Raw genomic sequence first — 17911 nt, forward strand, 5'->3', positions numbered from 1 at the left:
AGCTGGCCGCTGCGCGGCCAGCAGACTAAAGTCTTGAATAAAGGCCGGCGCGCTGCCATTAGCAGCACGCCGGCCTTATCGTTTGGCTACCGAGACGGTCCTGCTACGAATTGAAGTTCCTTACAGAGCCGACGCTCGAGACGCTACATGTGCTTGCGACGACGATCGCCCAGCGTCACGCCCGCTGCCACGAGCGTCACACCGCCGATGACGAAGACCTCGCCCACAAGCGCGGAGGTGTCGCCGGTCTGGGCAAGTACTCCCGACGTGGTCTGCTTCTTGGCAGCAGACGCCTTTGCGGCGGCCTGCGTAACCTGGGGCTTGGCCTGAGGCTTGCTCTGCGGCTCGGCCTTGGGATGATACTTGTCGTACTCGGCCTGTGCGGCAGCCAGGGCGTCCTTGGCATCTCCGAGCTCGGCCAGTGCAGCGGCATAGGCGTCGTTGGCATCGGACAGCTTGGCATCGGCATCGCCCAGAGCGGCCTTGAGACCAGCGGCGGCATCGACGGCGGCCTTATAGCGAGCGTAGGCAGCGTTCAGCTTGACCAGCTTATCGTTGCCCGTCGTGCCCGCGGCAAGAGAGGCCTTGTGGTCGACAGCCTCAAGATCGGCCTTGAGTGCCTCGTCGTTGGCAAGCTCGGCCTTGGCCTTGACGATATCGAGGTTCGCATCGACGACGGCTTCGTTGGCGGCCTCGAGCTGCTTCTGGGCATCGGCGACACCGGCGACGGCAGCGTCATAGGCGGCCTTGGCGTCGTCGACCGCCTTCTGGGCGCCGGCGAAGCGCTCGAAGGCCTTGTTTGCGGTAGCAAGCTCGTCCTCGGCGGCCTTGGCCTTCGCCTGTGCGTCGGACAGGGTCTGCGTCTTGGCGGCAACTGCCTGCTTGGCGCCCGAAAGAGCGGTCGCGGCGTGCACATCTGCGGCCTGAGCCTTGTCAACGCCAGCCTGGGCAGTGTCGTCGGCCTTCTTGGCATCGTTAAGCGTGCCCTGCTTGTTCGCAAGATCCGTCTTGGCGGCATCGCACTTGGCGGCAAGGTCCTTGACCGAAGCGGTAGCGTTGTCATACGCCTCGTTGGCCTGATCGGACTTTACCTTGGCGGCGTCGCGGGCGCTGCGAGCCTTCGCCTTGTGAGCAGCGGCCTCGGCTGCCTTCGTCTTGCTGTCAGCAAGCGTGGCGTTTGCCCTATCGAGAGCTGCCTGGGCAGTAGCGGCCTCGCTCTTGGCGGCGTCGAGCTTGGTCTGGGGCGTCTTGACGTCGACACCCTTGAGTTTGGCTTCGGCGGCGTCGTATGCCGTCTTCGCGGCGGCGGTGCCGGACTTAGCCTTCTCGTACTCGCCCTTGGCAGTGTTCACGTTTGTGTCGGCCGCGGTATAGACGTCGCGTGCGGAATCCTGCCCGTTTACAGCTGCGAAGTAAGCTTCCCTAGTAGTTCCAAAGTTCTTCTGCGCCTCGGCGAGCTTGCCCTGAAGCTCCTTGAGCTGCGCCTTCTGCGCCTGCGTGCCGCCAGCGTTATAGGCAGAGTCGATGTAGTCGTTCACGAGCTTCTTGAACTCGGAGACAGTGAAATCAGCCTGAGTATCATCAGCGCTGTAATCGAATACGGTTACCTCGGAATCGGTGTTCTTTCCGCTACCGGTTGCGATACCGATAGCCACCGTAGCGGAATCGATAATGTTGAGATAGTGCCCGCACTTGTCTCCTCTTTCCTTACCGTTCTCATCTTTTGTACCGTGATACACATCGTAATAGTTTTGGAAGATATAGTACGAATCATAGCGATGAGCCATGAGATCTTTGCCGGCCTCGCTATCCACACCGTACTTTTTAATCCAATTCTCGTAATTAACCTTCTCCTGAGTGTAGAGACCGGTATAGGGCCATCCGAGAGTGTCCTCGGTCTCGCCGCCGGTATATGCGCCGCCTCCGCCAGCAAGATTTTCGCCGTTGTCGAAGTAACAGTTCGAGTGTCCCCAGATGTTCGATGAATATGATGTATTAAGAGCGGCTGCCGCAGTCATGCGGAGGCTGACGCTGAGCGCCGACTGACCGTTCGCCTTGCGGAGGTTGTTCTGGGTGTCGAGATATGTCAGGGCGTTGCGCATCTGCTCCAAGGAAAGCGGGTTGGTGTCGCGAGACATGTCCTGATCGACGTACTGGCCATACCATTCGGCCTTGTCAGCGGCACCGGTCAGCATCGATACGGCTTCCTGGGCGTTCTTTTTCTGCGTGGCTGTGAACTGGCTGCCGTCGCTAATATAGTTCATGAAGCCGAGTATACCTTGGCTGATGACTTCCTGGTCAACGGTCATGTTGGACTTGAGCTCAGCAATCTGCTGCTCAAGAGCCTCAACCTGGACATTAGCAGCGTCATAAGCCTTTTCCGCGGCGTTCGAAGCAGCGCAGGCTGCCTCCCACTCGCTGCGCTTCTGCTTGCGAACTTCGACAAGCTTATCGTACTCCGCCTTCTTGTCGGCCTCGGTCTGCTGGGCCTGCTCGTATGCCGTCTTCGCGGCGTCACGCTTACTGGCCGCGTCCTTGTACTCCTTGTTTGCCGCATCGTATGCAGACTGGGCAGATGCCACAGCAGCGTTGGCGGCGTTGGCCTTCTCCTGCGCGGCAGCGACGGCAGCCTGGGCGGCCTGCAGATTTGTCTGTGCGGTGGCGTCGGCATCCGTCGCGGCATTGAGCTCCGCCTGCGCGGTCTTGAGCTCACCAGCAGCAGCTTTCTTGGCGGCCTCAAGCGCACTCAGGTCAACACCCGTACCCGAGACGGCAGCATCGAGCGCGGCCTGCGCCTGGTTGAACTTCTGCTGGGCGTTATCGCGCGCGGTGGTTGCGGCTGCGAGAGCAGCGGCAGTCTCCTGCTTCTTGGCCTGGGCAGTCGTCAAAGCCGCCTCGGTATTCTGCTTTTCCTGCTGGGCGCTGGCCTCGGCAGCCTTGGCCTGGTCCAGATTGGCCTGTGCAGTAGTAACGGCCTTATTGGCGTCATCGAGCTTTGCCTGCGCGTCCTCGACGGCCTTCTTGGCGGCCTCGTACTCGTCCATACCCATGGCCTCGAGCTTGGCCTGGGCATCATCGAGGGCCTTCTTGGCCTCATCCTGCTTTGCCTTGGCGTCCTTGAGCGCCTGGGTCTTATCCTCGACACTCTTGTTGGCCTGTTCGAGCCGATCGTTCAGGTCGCCCAGCTTCTTCTGCTGCTGCTCGGTCTTTTCGACAGCGGCTTTGAGCTCGTCAATCTTCTCCTGGAGCGCGGCGACTTCTGCTGCGTTCTGCTCGGCGGCGTTATCGGTCACGGCCTGCGAGGCCTGATTCTTTTGCTGCTGCGCCTGCTTTTGAGACTGGCCCGCCGCGTCGGCCTTCTTCTGGGCGGCATCGTAGGCGGCCTGAGCGTCCTTGAGCTGCTTTGCCGACTCCTCGGCCAGCTGGGCAGCCGTCTTTACGACCGCTTGGTTACCGGCGGCAACGGTATTCTCTACAGAACTACCCCCCCCCTGAACAGAATCGCCGTTACCGGTTGACGGTGCGGCGATTGCCGCCAGCGGCGACATGAGCGGCTGAGCGATGAGGCCCGCCGTCAAAACGGTTGCGACGGCGCGGTTGGCAACGCCCTTGACGTTGACGGCCTTAGCCCGAGGCTCAAAGTGTTGTGGACTGTAGTTTGCCATGGCTTTCTCCCTTTGACACGGATTTATCCATACGCTTCAAACTGTAGGTGCCGATTTTTGAATTCTGTTGCGCAACATTGGTCACCAGCGGATTTTTTGAAACTCGCACTCTCGTGCTTCACAATTTCGTCACATATGTAGGAGCTGGTGCATCATATTATTGCGGGATCAAATTGAACCTGTGATTTGCATTTGTTCCCGCGTCATCCGCCCTATCGGATTCCTCATCCAACAGACACCTCGTCCGCCACGGTGTAGAGTTAGGACAACGGGCGCGTTGCGCGGACCGCGCTGGAACGAGGTGGACATGGAACTCGACAAACAACAGATCAAGCGACTGCGCGAGCGTCATCATCGTCGTCACGGCATCCGCCCCGCTCATAGCGAAGCCATGGAAAACGTCACCCGCTTCCTCAAGCGCGCATTCAATATTCGCGAGGGTCGCGCGCCCTACCACGTGATCCGCAAGCGTTTTGTAAACGGGGCGCGTCTGACTGGCTCCCACCTATGCATCCTCATCATCGCCATGCTCATCGCGAGCATCGGCCTCGATATCGATTCGGACATCGCCATCGTGGGCGCCATGCTCATCTGCCCGCTTATGGGATCGGTCCTTGCCATGGCATATGGCATCGCCACGCTCGACCGCGAGATCACCGTCGAGGCCATTGCCAGCCTCGCACTGCAGATGGTCTTTTGCCTGGTCACATCCACGTTGTACTTTAAGCTCTCGCCCCTTGGCACCACTACAGCCGCCATTATCGACAACTCGACGCCCACCGTGTGGGACCTTGCCGTCGCGCTCGCGGGCGGCTTTGCGGGTGGCCTGGGCAACTCGCGCGACCAGGAGCCCGCAACGCTCATCGCCGGCGTGGCCGTGGCGACCGCGCTCATGCCGCCCCTGTGCGCGGCGGGCTATGGCATCGCCATCGCAAGCGGGTCGCTGTTTCTCTCGGCGCTTTACGAGTTTGGCATCAACGTCGTCTTTATCGCGCTGGCGGCCGAAGCCGTACTACTTCTTTTGCGCGTGCCGCTCAAGCGCGACCTCAACGGCGACGGCATTGTGACCGCCGAAGAAGATGCCGAGGTCGATGAGCTGTCACACAAGGTGCGCCGCCGCATCATCGTGGGTACGGTGATCTTTGCCATCCCCTGCATCGTCATGACCGCGGGGTCCATTGGCTCGGCACAGGCCGGCGTGCAGGACGGCTACGGCGTCACCGAGACCACACGCGAGCTTGCCGCGGTGCTGCCGGGCTTTAGGGATTACACCGTCGCCGTCGAGACCTCGGCCGCCGAGGGCGACGAGGAGGGCATCGTCGAGCGCGAGATTGTCGCCCATGTAACGACAAGCGAGGCGCTCGGGGCGCACGACCGCCGCGTTGCTCGCAAGCTCATCGACCTCAACGTGCCCGAACTCGATCGCGTGAAGTTTGACGTGAAGTGATGCCGGCGCGGGATGAATGCTCGCACGGACGCAAGTTACGACGAGGCGCAGACGCGATACGGACACGAGCAAATAGCGAGGTGCAGTTCACGCCCACGCCCCGCTCTCTGTTTTATTGCCGTGAATCAACTGTCCACATCGACATCGCCAGACTCCACCATAAACGCCGGTTTGGTGCTCACCAGATAAAATCGGGTCACTTTACTATCTCTAAATAGATAGAGCTGACCCTGCTCGCGTCGGCGTGACAAGTACGCCACGTGGACCGTACCGAATTCTTCACCGTTTTCCTTCTTTAATATCAGGATGTTGGGGTCATCCGTACGCTTAAACTGCCCGTCTGCGCAGATTCCGTCTTGGTCGACCAGCTGCCATCGACAGTTGTCCTCCTCAAGAAAAGCCAGGGTTTCCCGACTCGTTTTGTCATCCCGATAGTAACCATCAATGGCAAAGCCTTCGGAAGCGCATTCCTGCATATAGGACGTTTCTCGGCTTATAGCAAACAGCCCTGTAGCGCCCAGGAGCACAGCCAGGCAGACCACTGCAAGGGTTATCGAGACAAAACGGCGGCTCATGTTAGCCAGCCCGATACTTGTTTAACGGAGCACGAAACATACTTGGTACCTCCGATATCAGGGCAAACGTCACCTACGGCCTGCCGGCAATCATATGTTTCCAACATCAAACCATATGGTTACAACTCGTTGGAGATAGGTTCCATGAACGGACGATAATTTGCGGCGAACGGCTACATATGTTCATTATCTCAGGGTTCTGGAGGCAATTTTTGGTGCCACCGAGACGTTGTTTTCGGAAGTATGCGGCAAATTCCGGAGCCCTCGAGCACACCCCGGTTTTTCACCAATAAAACCGCAGGTACAAAGCTTGGGCATATCCAGTGTGCTCGGCCTATTCAAATTTTGCCGCATACTTCCGAAATCCAAGTTCGCAGGGGGTGATAGTTGGACCGTTTACGCAACAGATGTCCAGTAAAAACGGGTGGTAACCGGTACGGCTGCCACCCGTTTGTCCCATATCTAGCCCATAGCAGGCCAGTTACTTCTTAATGCCGCGTCCCAGGCGCTCGGCGACCGATGCCACGGCCTCCTCGCTGGCCGGCCCGCAGCTCACACAGCCGTCATGAGCACGCATCTGGCCGGTGACCTCGTCCATCGCGAGCGGCGCCACCTTCTCGAGCTTAAAGCCCTTACCGGCGCGCATGTTCTCCTTGGCCACACTGATCATGAGCTTAATACGGTTGAGCTGGTTGACCTCGGATGCACCGGGGTCGTAGTCCACCGCGACGATGTTGCTCTCGGGGTGCTGACGGCGCAGTTCCTTGATCACGGCCTTACCCACCACATGGTTAGGCAGGCACGCGAAGGGCTGCGTGCAGATGATGTTGGGCGCGCCATGGTCAATCAGGTCGAGCATCTCGGCCGTGAGCAACCAGCCCTCGCCCATGTTGTTGCACACCGAAAGCACCGTGCGGGCCTTGTCGGCCATGGTGCCGATGCGCTCGGGCGCCTCAAAGCGGCGAGACTTTTCGAGCATCTCCTCCACCGGCGTGCGCATCCAGTCCACAAGCTTGATGAGCGCCTGCATGCCCGCACGCGTCGTGGCAGAGCTACCCAACTCGTCCTTCTGCAGCTCGGCGTTGCTCATGGAGTACAGGAAGAAGTCGAGCAGGCCCGGCACCACGGCCTCGCAGCCCTCGCGCTCGATAACGTCGACCACGTGGTTGTTGGCTGTGGGGTGGAACTTGACCAGGATCTCACCGACCACGCCCACGCGCGGCTTGGTGCCCTCGCCCACGAGCGGCATGGTGTCGAACGCGCGGATGGCCTCGCGGCACAGCTTGGTGTAGTTGTGGCGGTTAAACTTGGGCGCCAGCTTGCGAGCGCGCGCCATGTACTCCTCGTAGAGTGCGTTCGCCGCACCGGGCGTGGCCTCGTACGGACGGCAGCGGTAGAGCATCTGCATCATCACGTCGCCAAAGAGCACCGCGTAGACTGCCTGCTTAAGCAGCGCCGGCGTAATCTTAAAGCCGGGGTTGTCCTCGCCGAGCGCCACAGCCGAAAGCGAGATCACCGGAATCTCAGGGTGACCGCTCTCGCGCAGGGCTTTGCGAATGAGCGCGATGTAGTTGGTAGCACGGCAGCCGCCGCCGGTCTGGCTGATGACCACGGCAGTCTTGGACAGGTCGTACCGACCGCTCTCGATGGCCTCCATAATCTGGCCCGTCACCAGAATCGACGGGTAGCAAATGTCATTGTTCACATAGCGCAGACCGGCCTCGACGGCATCGTGGTCGGTCGAGGGCAGCAGCTCCAAGTTGTAGCCGGCACCGCGAAACACCTCTTTGACCAGGTCAAAGTGGATCGGCGCCATCTGCGGGCACAGGATGGTGTAGCCCTCGTCGCGCATCTGCTCGGTAAAGGGCACCTTAGGCCACGCGGTCGATGCGCTCTCACGCTGCGCCTCAAACGTGTACTTGCGGCTCGCGAACGCGGGGGCATCCGTGGAGGGCGCCACCGGCGCGGCATCGCCCTGCTCGTAGGCCTCGCCCGCGGCCGTGGCCTCGGCCAAGCGCTCGGCCTCCTGGTCCTTAAGCGCGGCCATGAGCGAGCGGATGCGGATGCGCGCGGCACCCAGGTTGGACACCTCGTCGATCTTGAGCACGGTGTAAATCTTGCCGCTGGCTTCCAGGATCTCCTGCACCTGGTCGGTGGTCAGGGCGTCCAAGCCGCAGCCGAAGGAGTTGAGCTGGATCAGGTCCAGATCGTTGCGCATCGTCACAAAACGGGCCACGGCGTACAGGCGGCTGTGGTACATCCACTGGTCGACGACGCGGATCGGGCGCTCGGGCTTTACCAGATGCGCGAGCGAATCCTCGGTAAAGACCGCAAAGCCAAAGCTCGAGATAAGCTCGGGCAGGGCGTGGTTGATCTCGGGATCGTTATGGTAGGGACGACCGGCGAGCACGATGCCGTGGCCGCCGTGGTCCTCGACCCACTTAAGAGCCTCCTCGCCCATGGTCTGGATGTCCTCGTGGAAACGCGCATCGGCCTCAAAGGCAGCGTTGACAGCGGCATCGACCTCGGAGCGCGTGATCTTGGGCCCACGCACGCGACCGCGACCGGCCTCAGCATCGGCCACACGGTCGACGGCAAGCACCTGGTACAGACGGCGCTTGAGCTCGGTCTTGTCATGATAGGGCACAAACGGGTACAGGAACTCGATGTTCTGCTCGCGGATCTCGTCGATGTTGAGTGCCAACGCCGTGGGGTAGCTCATGACGATGGGGCAGTTGTAACAGTTGCCGGCGGTCGGATCCTCCTTGCGCTCCCAGCGCACGCACGGCATCCAGATAAAGTCGACATCGCGGTCGATAAGGTTCATCACATGGCCGTGGCTCATCTTGGCCGGATAGCACACGCTCTCGGACGGCATGGACTCGATGCCCGCCTGGTAGGTCTTCTTGCTCGACTGGTCGGACAGCTGCACGCTAAAGCCCAGACGCGTAAAGAACGCGTGCCAGAAGGGGTAGTTCTCGTACATGTTGAGCGCGCGCGGAATGCCGACGGTGCCGCGCGGGGCCTCGTCGGGGCTCAGCACCTCGCGGTTAAAGAGCAGCTCGTTTTTCTTTTTGAAGAGGTTGGGGGCCTCGGTCTTTTGCTTTTTGTGGCCGGCACCCTTCTCGCAGCGGTTGCCGGTAATGAAGCGCCTGCCGCCGCCAAAGTCGTTGACGGTGAGCTGGCAGTTGTTGGAGCAACGGCCGCAGCGGACATGCTTTTGCGTCACGGTGAGGTGCGCGATATCCTCAGCCGAAAGGATGGTCGAGGTGCCGTCGGCGCCGGCGCGATCGCGGGCGAGCAGGGCCGCACCGTAGGCGCCCATGCAGCCGGCGATGTCGGGGCGCACGGCATGAACGCCGGTGAGCTGCTCAAATGCACGCAGCGTGGCGTCGGACATAAAGGTGCCGCCCTGGACGATCACCTGGCTGCCGATCTCCTTGGGATCGCGCAGCTTAATGACCTTGAACAGGGCGTTCTTGATGACGGAATAGGACAGGCCGGCCGCGATGTCGCCCACCGTGGCGCCTTCCTTTTGCGCCTGCTTGACGCGAGAGTTCATGAAGACCGTGCAGCGGCTGCCCAGGTCGACGGGGGCCTTAGCATGGATGGCGGCATCGGCGAACGCGCGCACGTCCATGTTCATAGAGACGGCGAAGCTCTCGATAAAGCTACCGCAACCCGACGAGCAGGCCTCGTTGAGCATGATGTGCTCGATGACGCCGTCCTTGACGCGCAGGCACTTCATGTCCTGGCCGCCAATGTCCAGAATGAACTCGACGCCGGGCAGGAACGCCTTGGCGCCGCGCAGGTGCGCGACGGTCTCTATCTCGCCGGAATCGGCCTTGAGAGCCTCGATGAGCAGCGCCTCGCCGTAGCCCGTGGTGGTCACGTGGCCGATGGTGCAACCCGCGGGGATGTGGTTGTAGAAATCGGCCATGATGACCTTGGCCGTGCCCAGGATGTCGCCGTTGTTGTTGCCGTACCAGGTGTGCAGCAGTTGGCCGTCCTCGCCCACGAGCGCGGCCTTCATGGTGGTGGAGCCGGCGTCGATGCCGATGAACACGCGGCCGGTGTAGCCGTCGAGCTTGCCCTTGGGGACGACTTCCTTGTCGTGGCGGTTCTTGAACTCAGCAAAGTCCTCGTCGGTGGCAAAGAGCGGATCCAGGCGCTCGACCTCAGCACCTTGCGTGTCGCCCAAGCTGTCGATGGCCTCGATAAACTGCGGGAACGTGCTGAGCTTGTTGGACTCGTGCGCCATGGCAGCGCCGCTCGCCACAAACAGGTGGGCGTTTTGGGGCACAATGCGGTGCTCCTCGTCCAGGTTGAGCGTGAGGTAGAAGCGGTGGCGCAACTCGGAGAGATACTGCAGCGGGCCGCCCAGGAAGGCGACGTTACCGCGAATGGGACGGCCGCACGCCAGGCCCGAGATGGTCTGGGTCACGACGGCCTGGAAGATGGAAGCGGCGACGTCCTCGGGGCGGGCGCCCTCGTTGAGGAGCGGCTGCACGTCGGTCTTGGCAAAGACGCCGCAACGGCTGGCGATGGGATAGATGGTGGTGGCGTTGGCCGCGAGCTCGTTGAGGCCGCTCGCGTCGGTGTGCAGCAGAGTGGCCATCTGATCGATGAACGCGCCCGTGCCGCCGGCGCAGGTGCCGTTCATGCGCTGCTCGATGCCGTTGTCAAAGTAGATGATCTTGGCGTCCTCACCGCCCAGCTCGATGGCGACATCGGTGGCCGGGATGAGGGTCTCGACGGCGCGCTTGCTGGCGATGACTTCCTGGACAAACTCCAGGTCGAGCCACTGGGACAGCAGCAGACCGCCCGAGCCGGTGATGGCACAGGTCATCTGGGCCGTCGGCAGCACAGTCGCGGCACCCTCGAACAAGTCGCGGGCGCAAGCGCGGACGTCGGTGTGGTGGCGCTGGTACTTGGCGTAGACGATCTGGTTGTCATCGTTGAGCACGGCAAGCTTGACGGTGGTGGAGCCCACGTCGATGCCCAGGTGCAGGTTGCCGCGGGCGGCCTCGGGGTTGAAGATCGCGCCTTCGGGGGCGTGGGCGGCGGCCACGGGCTCAGCGGCGGTGGCGAGCTCGCTAGCGATGGACGTCTCCCCTGCCGCGTTCTTGGCATCGGCAACTGCCTCGGCAACTTTCTCGGCAGCCGCGGTCGCGGCCTTCTGCGCGGCGTCCACCACGGCGGGCGCGGCCTCGCGTGCGGCAGCGACCATACGATCCTTGATGCCCTCGACGAGTTTGCTCATTGTCTCTCCTCTTAGTTGTTGGACTCGACGGTTGCGGCGGTGTCGGCCGCGTCCTCGAGCTGCAAGTTCAATAGCTTCATGCCGTATTCCGGCACGTTGATATCGATGGGTTGGCCATACAGGTCACCAGGACGAACAAAAGCGAGCACCGTCATAATGCGCGCCATGGCCTCGGGCGATTCGGTGAGCCCACGCTCAAACCAGCGCTGAATCATGCCAACCTCGGCGCTCACGACGTAGGTGACGTAGTAGTCAAAGAACGTGCCCAGCGCCAGGCCCAAAATGCCCGTCTGCGCACGCGGCACCACAGCCTCACGCGCGGTGTCGATGATCCTTTTAATAAAGGCCTGGTCGCCGCCCGGACCCAGCAGCGCACCGATTAAGTCGCGGTTGGCCGCAAGATAACGCAGCAGCTCAACCGAACCGGGCGCCGGCTCGAGCTCGTCAATGTTACGGTAAAGATCGGGCAGCTGAGCTGAGGTGATGAGCTCAATGCGCTCACGGATCTCGGCCAGCAAGCCGTCCTCGATTTGATTGATAAAGTCGGGAATATCGCGATAGTGCGAATAGAACGTGCGGCGCGTAAGGCCAGCACGCTCGGTGAGCGACGCGACATTAATGCGCGAAAGGTCGCCGCTTTCGGCAAGCTCGCTGGCAAGTGCCTGGCGAAGGGCACGCTGCGAGCGAAGGGACCGGCGATCGCATTTCTCGAGCTGGGACAAGCGTCCTCCTTGCTACTCAGCCTGTGCGCTATTGCACAGTGCGAGTATTATTGCACACCGTGTGCATCAACACGTAAAGGCAATATTTGGAATGTGACGAGGGGGCAGTCCCTTTGTCACATTATTCGATGACGGTGCGGGAGTTTTGCTTGCGCATGGTGGCGAGCATGTGTTTGGGGACGGCATGGACCATGCAGCTGCCGATGGTCACGCTCGCGGCGGCCTTAGCTGCATCGCTTGCGTTTTTGGTCGCGTAGCTGTGGCGGAAGCGTTTGAGCATGGCGATATCGTTGCCGCCGTCGCCGTAGACCGCGACCTCGTCCTCGGCAATACCGTAGTAGCCCGCCAGCCATGCCACGCTCTCGCCCTTGTTGCACGCCACGTCCGTAATTTCGAACATCACCGGATCGAACGGCGCGTTGACCACGCGGTCCGAGCGCTCGGCCAGATACGCCTTAAGGTCGCGCTCCAGCTCGGGCGAGGTCACGCGACAGTTGATCTTGCACACATCGTGGCGCAGGATGTCACCGATCGACTGGTCGAAGTACTGTTCCTCGTGGTACCCGCCACGCGCACGCATGCCGCGCATCACGATGCGCTTGATAGGGCTGTCTTTTTTAAAGCCCGCCTGGTGCATCTCGAACGATCCGCTCGAAAACATGCCGTCGGGCGTGGAGCAGTCAAAACAGATATCCGGAAACTCCTTGAGCAGCTCCTCGGTGATCTGCGGATCGATGGTCCAGGTCTTGAGCACCTCGCCATGACTGTCGCGCACGATGGAGCCGTTAGAGCAGCAGGCATCGAGCGCCAGCCCCGTAAAGCCATGCTCGCCGATCGGCAGCGTCGAGCGTCCGGTCGCGGGAACCACATGCAGGCCGGCCTCGGTCAGCTCGCGAATGGCACGGCGGATGGTCCCATCCGCCTCGTGCAGGGCGTTCAGCAGCGTTCCGTCTAAGTCACTCGCGAACATCTTGATCATGGGCGTGCCTCTCCTTCGTCTGCACGATATTGTAGACGAAGGAGAGGCACGCCCAAACAATGCCGTCCCGGCGCGGCGGACCACTGCCTCCGCAAATTCACGGTGCCCCAGCGCGTCAAGACAATCGCCGCAAGCGATTTTTCAGACGATAAAACAGCACCGTCGTCAACGTCAGCACCGCCAACATGGCTGCGAATACAATCGCTGGTGTCCATCGATCATATGCAACCCCGTACGTCAATTGGCCGATAGGTGTTGCGCAGGAAAGGACCATGTAAACGACCGAAAGCACTTTTCCGCAGAGCTCAGTCGGCGCTACCCGCTGAACAAACGCGATGATTTCAACCGACGTAATGCTCGCCCACACCATGACCCATGCCGAACCAACCGCAAACACGGTGAACACGCATACATCTACGCCGAACAGCAGCGTAACAATAATCGGCGCGACTCCAAAACAGATCATCGCAACATATCGACATATGCCATTGAAAGAAAAACGATGCGGCCAAATGCCGACCAAGCCACTGCCGGTAAGACCACCCAGGCCCAGAGCAACCTCAACTATCCCAACGCAGGACGATTGCATGCCGAGATGCTTTGTAACAATAATGGGAGCGCCAATCGTTAGCCCAACCAACGCAAGGTTCAAAACGGCCGCAAGCAAAATCACAGCGGCCAATGATGCATTTTGCAACAGATACCGAATCGACTCCCGAAAATCGTTTCGGCATGTCGTACGAGTCGCGCCGTCTCCCATCGTTTCAAATGAGGCATTTTGCTTGAGCGCGCCCCCAAACAAGAGAGCTGAAATCGCAAACGCCACCGACGCGGTTGTGCAAAGAGCATCGATGCCAAAGTACCCATAGACTGCCGTCCCGACCACAGGGCCCAAGATATTGCTCACCATGGTCATCTGCGAAACCAATGCAGTGGCCCGCTCAACCTTCTCTTCACCCGCCATGCGCACCGTCTCAATTTGGAGCATTGGCTTTAGCAGCGATTGAACACCATATTGAACACAAAGTATCGCTACTACGACGACCGCAAGAGGCAACGAGCGCTTCATGGGGATAGACAGCAGTGATGCAGTCATCAGAGCAATGCCGAGGGCCACGAGGACCTCGCGATGTCTTCCCCTATCCGCCAAGATTCCGCCAGCCGGAGTTGCAAGTACGCCGGGTATGAACGCTATCGCCGCGACGACGCCATATAACGTTGACGATCCACTGCGATCGAACAAGTAAAGTGGATACGCAAAGCACAGCGCCGACAGCATCGAATACGTGCACAGCTGCGCAACCAGAAGTTCCGCGAGCCTGATTGACCGCACTGTTTTTGATTTCAACGAGACACCGACGTCTCTCAGCCCAGCCATAAGCCCACCCCCTATACATACCACTAGTATGTATTTAATGACTTGAAAAGGGCAGCCGTGGCTACCCTCACAAATCAATTACATACCGTTGGTATCTATATTACCACCCGGCGCGGTCCCATACGTCCCAAATCTGCGCCGTTGTCTGAAGCACTTCATTACCCAAATCGAGCCCCACCGCGGCAGCCATCTGCGCCAAACATTGTGCGCGAGCGAGCATTCGCTCCTTGGGCTCGAGCGGACGGAACAATGGCAACAGCCAAAGATTCGCCAACAACGATACGGCCTCCGCCGCTTCGCGCGGGCATTCGCACGCAATGGAGCCGTCGGCGATGCCCTCCTCGATCACTGGCAAGAGACAGCCATCGGCCGACTCGTCAAATGAGCCCTGGTACTGCATCGCCAGTAGGCGCGAGCTTTTTACCGGATCTGCTGCAGGACGCATACGTGCCCATAGCTCAATTTGTGGAACAACGGACTCGGGAGCGTACAGTCGCTTGAGCTTTTGGGCTCCGGTCATATTACCGACGCCAAGCATCGAGCGACGGTGCTCAACAATCGGAGTCATTGCCCGATTGAAAGCAGCGTTAAAAATCTCTTCTTTGCTCTTGAAGTGATGATAGACAGCGCCCTTGGTCATGCCATCGAGGCGGTCGACGATATCTTGAATACTCGTCCCCTCATAACCCTGTGCGCAGAATAGCTCCAGTGCCGCGTCGAGAATCTTCGCGACCGTCTCCTCGGGATATTTATTGCGACCCATAATCCGCCCATCCGCAACGCAAGTCTTGTGCCTCATTGCAGCATTTTAACGTTGCGGATGGCAGACGGTCGATTCTACACCGCGGCCGGGCCGTGTTCGCCGGTGCGAATGCGGATGACTTCTTCGACCGGCTCGACCCAAATCTTGCCGTCGCCGACGGCACCGGTGCGAGCGGCGTTGCAGATAATGTCAACGATACCGTCGACATGCTCGTCGGCGCAGATGAGGGTGAACTGCACCTTGGGGATCGTGTTGACGAGCAGCTCGTTGCCGCGCACGTATTCCTTCCAGCCATGCTGCGCGCCGCAGCCCTGCACCTGGTTGATGGTCATGCCGCGAACATCGGCAGCAAACAGCGCGTCTTTGAGAACCTCAAGCTTCTCAGCACGAACGATCGCCGTAATTTTCTTCATAGTGAATTCCTCTCAATAATCAACGTATCCCTTTACATGAGACGCGGGTTTCCCAGGTGCCGTAAACCAACCTCAGAGATCAAAAAAGTTCAACTGACTGGTCTTAGCAGGTTTCCCAAGTGCCGCAGATTGCCGTGAAAGAGGAGCGAAGCGTACTTAAGTACGTGAGCGACGATTGAACGGCAAGGTGCGGTGCTTGGGGAAGCTGCTAATCGAGTCCGGAGAATGAGGGGTATGCGCTCTCGCCGTGCTGACTCGCATCCAAGCCCAGCGCCTCATCGGCCTCGTCCACGCGCAGGCTGCCGCGGAACAGCGCCTTGACCACCGCGGCAATCACCAAGTCGAGCACCAGCACAATAGCGACCGTCACCACAATGCCCAGGATTTGCGAGATGAGCAGCGACATGTCACCCGTGTAGAACAGGCCGCCCTTACCGGTCCACGAAAGCTCCGGCACGCAGAACAGGCCCGTGAGCACGCCGCCCAAGATGCCGCCGATACCATGGCAGCCAAACGCGTCGAGCGCATCGTCGTAGCCGAACTTGGTCTTGAGATGGCTGATGGCCAGGTAACAGACGGGAGAGACGATCAGGCCCATGACCAGCGCCGCCCACGGCTCGACAAAGCCCGCGCCCGGCGTGACCACCACAAGGCCCGCAACCAGACCGGTGCTGGCGCCCACCAGCGTGGGACGACCGGTGTGCACGCGCTCGACGGCAAGCCACGAGACCATGCCCGCCGCGCTGGCCGTCACGGTGTTGAGGATGGCGAGTGCCGCCACGGCGTCGGCCTTAAACTCGCTGCCGCCGTTAAAGCCAAACCAACCAAACCAAAGTAGACCGGCGCCCAGCGCCACAAACGGCACGTTATGCGGACGGTAGCTCACCATGCCAAAGCCGCGACGACGGCCGAGCATTAAGCAGAGAATCAGGCCCGTGAGACCAGACGAAATGTGTACCACGTCGCCGCCGGCAAAGTCGAGCGCGCCGATGATGTCGCCGATAAAGGAACCATCGCCGCCCCAAACCATGTGGGCGAGCGGCGCATAGACCACGAGCAGCCAAATGCCCAGGAAGGCCGTCATGGCACCAAACTTAACGCGGCCTGCCAGACTGCCCGTAACGATAGCGGCGGTGATCATGGCAAACGCCATCTGGAAGGCGATGTTGATGATCTGAGGGTAGACGGCACCGCCCGCGGCATTGCCCTCGGCCGCCTGCAGCACCTGGTTGAGCACCGGTAGGCACAGCAACTGGTCAAGGCCTCCAATAAACGGACTCGAGCCGTCGCCGCCGTAGGCCAGCGACCAGCCGGCAACAATCCACAGCACACCAACCAGGCCAATGGCGCCAAAGCACATAAGCATGGTGTTGATGACATTTTTGCGCCTGGACAGGCCGCCATAGAAAAACGCCAGGCCCGGTGTCATTAAAAACACGAGCATGGTGCAGATGAGCATAAACGTTGTCGATCCCGTATCGTACATTCGTCCCCCTTGGTCGCATGAACGTTGTCGGCGCCCATAATGCGGCCGAGGGGCAACTGGTGTAGACCAGATACGGCGTTGTTAAACGCTGCGTTGTCGAATGGAAACGGTGCCGCAATCTTGGAAACGGCGCGGCAACGGGCGCGAAACGAACGGGAAATACGCGAGCAAGGAAGCCGTGAGCGCGCCCGCCCCGCCTAGCGCCGGAACAGCTCGCGAGCTCGGTTGCGGAGATCGGTGGCCCGGATGACGCCCTCGTAGCGATTGATGCGCAAGCGCGGAAAGGCATTGAAGAAGCGCAGGTCGCGACGACTGAGCGACACACTCGGCACCGGACGGCTCATGCGCTTGCCGGCAAGGCGACGACTGAGCGACGGACGCGGCATGCTCGGCGCGGCATCGGCAACGCGGCGGGCAGCAAGCGCCAGGCCGCGAGCACCATCCGAGATAAACGTCGGCATCGAAGCCTTCTCGCGCAGGGCATCGAGCGCCGCGTCGCCCAGCTCGGCCAGCCAAGCGTTAACGGCGCGACCGCGGATATGCGTCTGCGCCACCGAGTCGATCGCCGAATCGGGAATACGTTCGAGCATAGAGTCGGAGGCGTCGGCAAGCGACTCATTGATGCGGTCGGCAAGGTCGGCACGCACACGCTCAAGCTGATCGGACAGGCGGCGCCAGCTGGCCAACGAGCACACCGCATCGACCATCATCGCGACCGCGACGATAAAGGCGGACAGCCGCACAATCAGCACCGGCAGATGGCCAAGCAGCCCCAGCAATGCCGGCTCCACTAAACGGCAAATACACAACGCACCCAAGCCAAATGCGCAGGCCCAGTACAGGCAGATGCGTCCGTGCAGGTTAAACGGCAGATGCGAGTAATCCCAAAACCGGGCACCCGTCGTTTTTTCCAACAGCACGCCCACGCTATATTCGATCACGCTGCATACGAGCGCGGCAGCGACAAACTGGCTCGAGGCGTCTGGGATTCCACGCAGCAGCAACCAGCACGCGATGCCGCCCGCACCGTAGATGGGACAACACGGCCCTAGCAAAAAGCCGCTGTTGGCAAAGCGTCCGTGGTTGAGCATGGCGCAGACTGTCGACTCCCATACCCAGCCGCAAAAACCGTAGAAGGCAAACGAGAGTACCAGCGCCGAGAGCGGACAGGCGGCAAGCGTCGCGCCGTCAAATGCCATGTCGATCGCGGTTCCCACCGT

General features: G+C 60.6%; 11 protein-coding genes. 1 reads left to right on the plus strand and 10 read right to left on the minus strand.

Translation table 11 applies throughout. From position 1 onward, the window contains the following. Window positions 1-143 precede the first annotated feature (143 nt). The gene (locus DW943_RS07645; protein ID WP_117862667.1) at window positions 144-3665 is read right to left on the minus strand and encodes a CAP domain-containing protein; all 3522 of its coding nucleotides are present in this window, start codon (window positions 3663-3665) and stop codon (window positions 144-146) included. Between the two features lie 307 nt (window positions 3666-3972). Here DW943_RS07645 and DW943_RS07650 point away from each other — a divergent pair, with 307 nt between their 5' ends. Beyond that, window positions 3973-5112 carry a DUF389 domain-containing protein gene (locus DW943_RS07650; RefSeq protein WP_117862668.1) on the plus strand — a complete coding sequence of 380 codons (1140 nt, stop codon included), beginning with the start codon at window positions 3973-3975 and terminating at the stop codon, window positions 5110-5112. Between the two features lie 125 nt (window positions 5113-5237). Here DW943_RS07650 and DW943_RS07655 read toward each other — a convergent pair whose 3' ends face one another. From DW943_RS07655 to DW943_RS07695, 9 genes are all read right to left on the minus strand, one after another. After that, window positions 5238-5687 carry a hypothetical protein gene (locus tag DW943_RS07655; protein ID WP_147348645.1) on the minus strand — a complete coding sequence of 150 codons (450 nt, stop codon included), beginning with the start codon at window positions 5685-5687 and terminating at the stop codon, window positions 5238-5240. Between the two features lie 481 nt (window positions 5688-6168). Continuing rightward, window positions 6169-10950: a 2-hydroxyacyl-CoA dehydratase gene (locus DW943_RS07660; protein ID WP_117862670.1), complete on the minus strand. Its 4782-nt coding sequence runs from the start codon at window positions 10948-10950 to the stop codon at window positions 6169-6171. Between the two features lie 11 nt (window positions 10951-10961). Then, on the minus strand, window positions 10962-11672 hold the full coding sequence (locus tag DW943_RS07665) for a TetR/AcrR family transcriptional regulator (protein WP_117862671.1): 711 nt from the start codon (window positions 11670-11672) through the stop codon (window positions 10962-10964). Window positions 11673-11793: 121 nt separating this feature from the next. Further along, window positions 11794-12651, minus strand: a complete 858-nt coding sequence (locus tag DW943_RS07670; RefSeq protein ID WP_117862672.1) for an HAD-IIB family hydrolase — start codon at window positions 12649-12651, stop codon at window positions 11794-11796. Window positions 12652-12766: 115 nt separating this feature from the next. After that, a complete protein-coding gene (locus DW943_RS07675; RefSeq protein WP_117862673.1) occupies window positions 12767-14029 on the minus strand; it encodes an MFS transporter in 1263 nt (420 codons plus the stop codon). Between the two features lie 100 nt (window positions 14030-14129). Next, on the minus strand, window positions 14130-14792 hold the full coding sequence (locus DW943_RS07680; RefSeq protein ID WP_158566139.1) for a TetR/AcrR family transcriptional regulator: 663 nt from the start codon (window positions 14790-14792) through the stop codon (window positions 14130-14132). Between the two features lie 74 nt (window positions 14793-14866). Then, window positions 14867-15205: a P-II family nitrogen regulator gene (locus DW943_RS07685; protein WP_117629936.1), complete on the minus strand. Its 339-nt coding sequence runs from the start codon at window positions 15203-15205 to the stop codon at window positions 14867-14869. 208 nt (window positions 15206-15413) lie between these two features. After that, on the minus strand, window positions 15414-16691 hold the full coding sequence (locus DW943_RS07690) for an ammonium transporter (RefSeq protein WP_117563834.1): 1278 nt from the start codon (window positions 16689-16691) through the stop codon (window positions 15414-15416). A 197-nt stretch (window positions 16692-16888) separates the two neighbouring features. After that, complete coding sequence (locus tag DW943_RS07695) at window positions 16889-17908, minus strand: putative ABC transporter permease (RefSeq protein ID WP_233543627.1); 1020 nt, start codon at window positions 17906-17908, stop codon at window positions 16889-16891. Window positions 17909-17911: the final 3 nt, after the last annotated feature.

The organism is Collinsella sp. AM44-11, assembly GCF_003467145.1.
Taxonomy (GTDB): domain Bacteria; phylum Actinomycetota; class Coriobacteriia; order Coriobacteriales; family Coriobacteriaceae; genus Collinsella.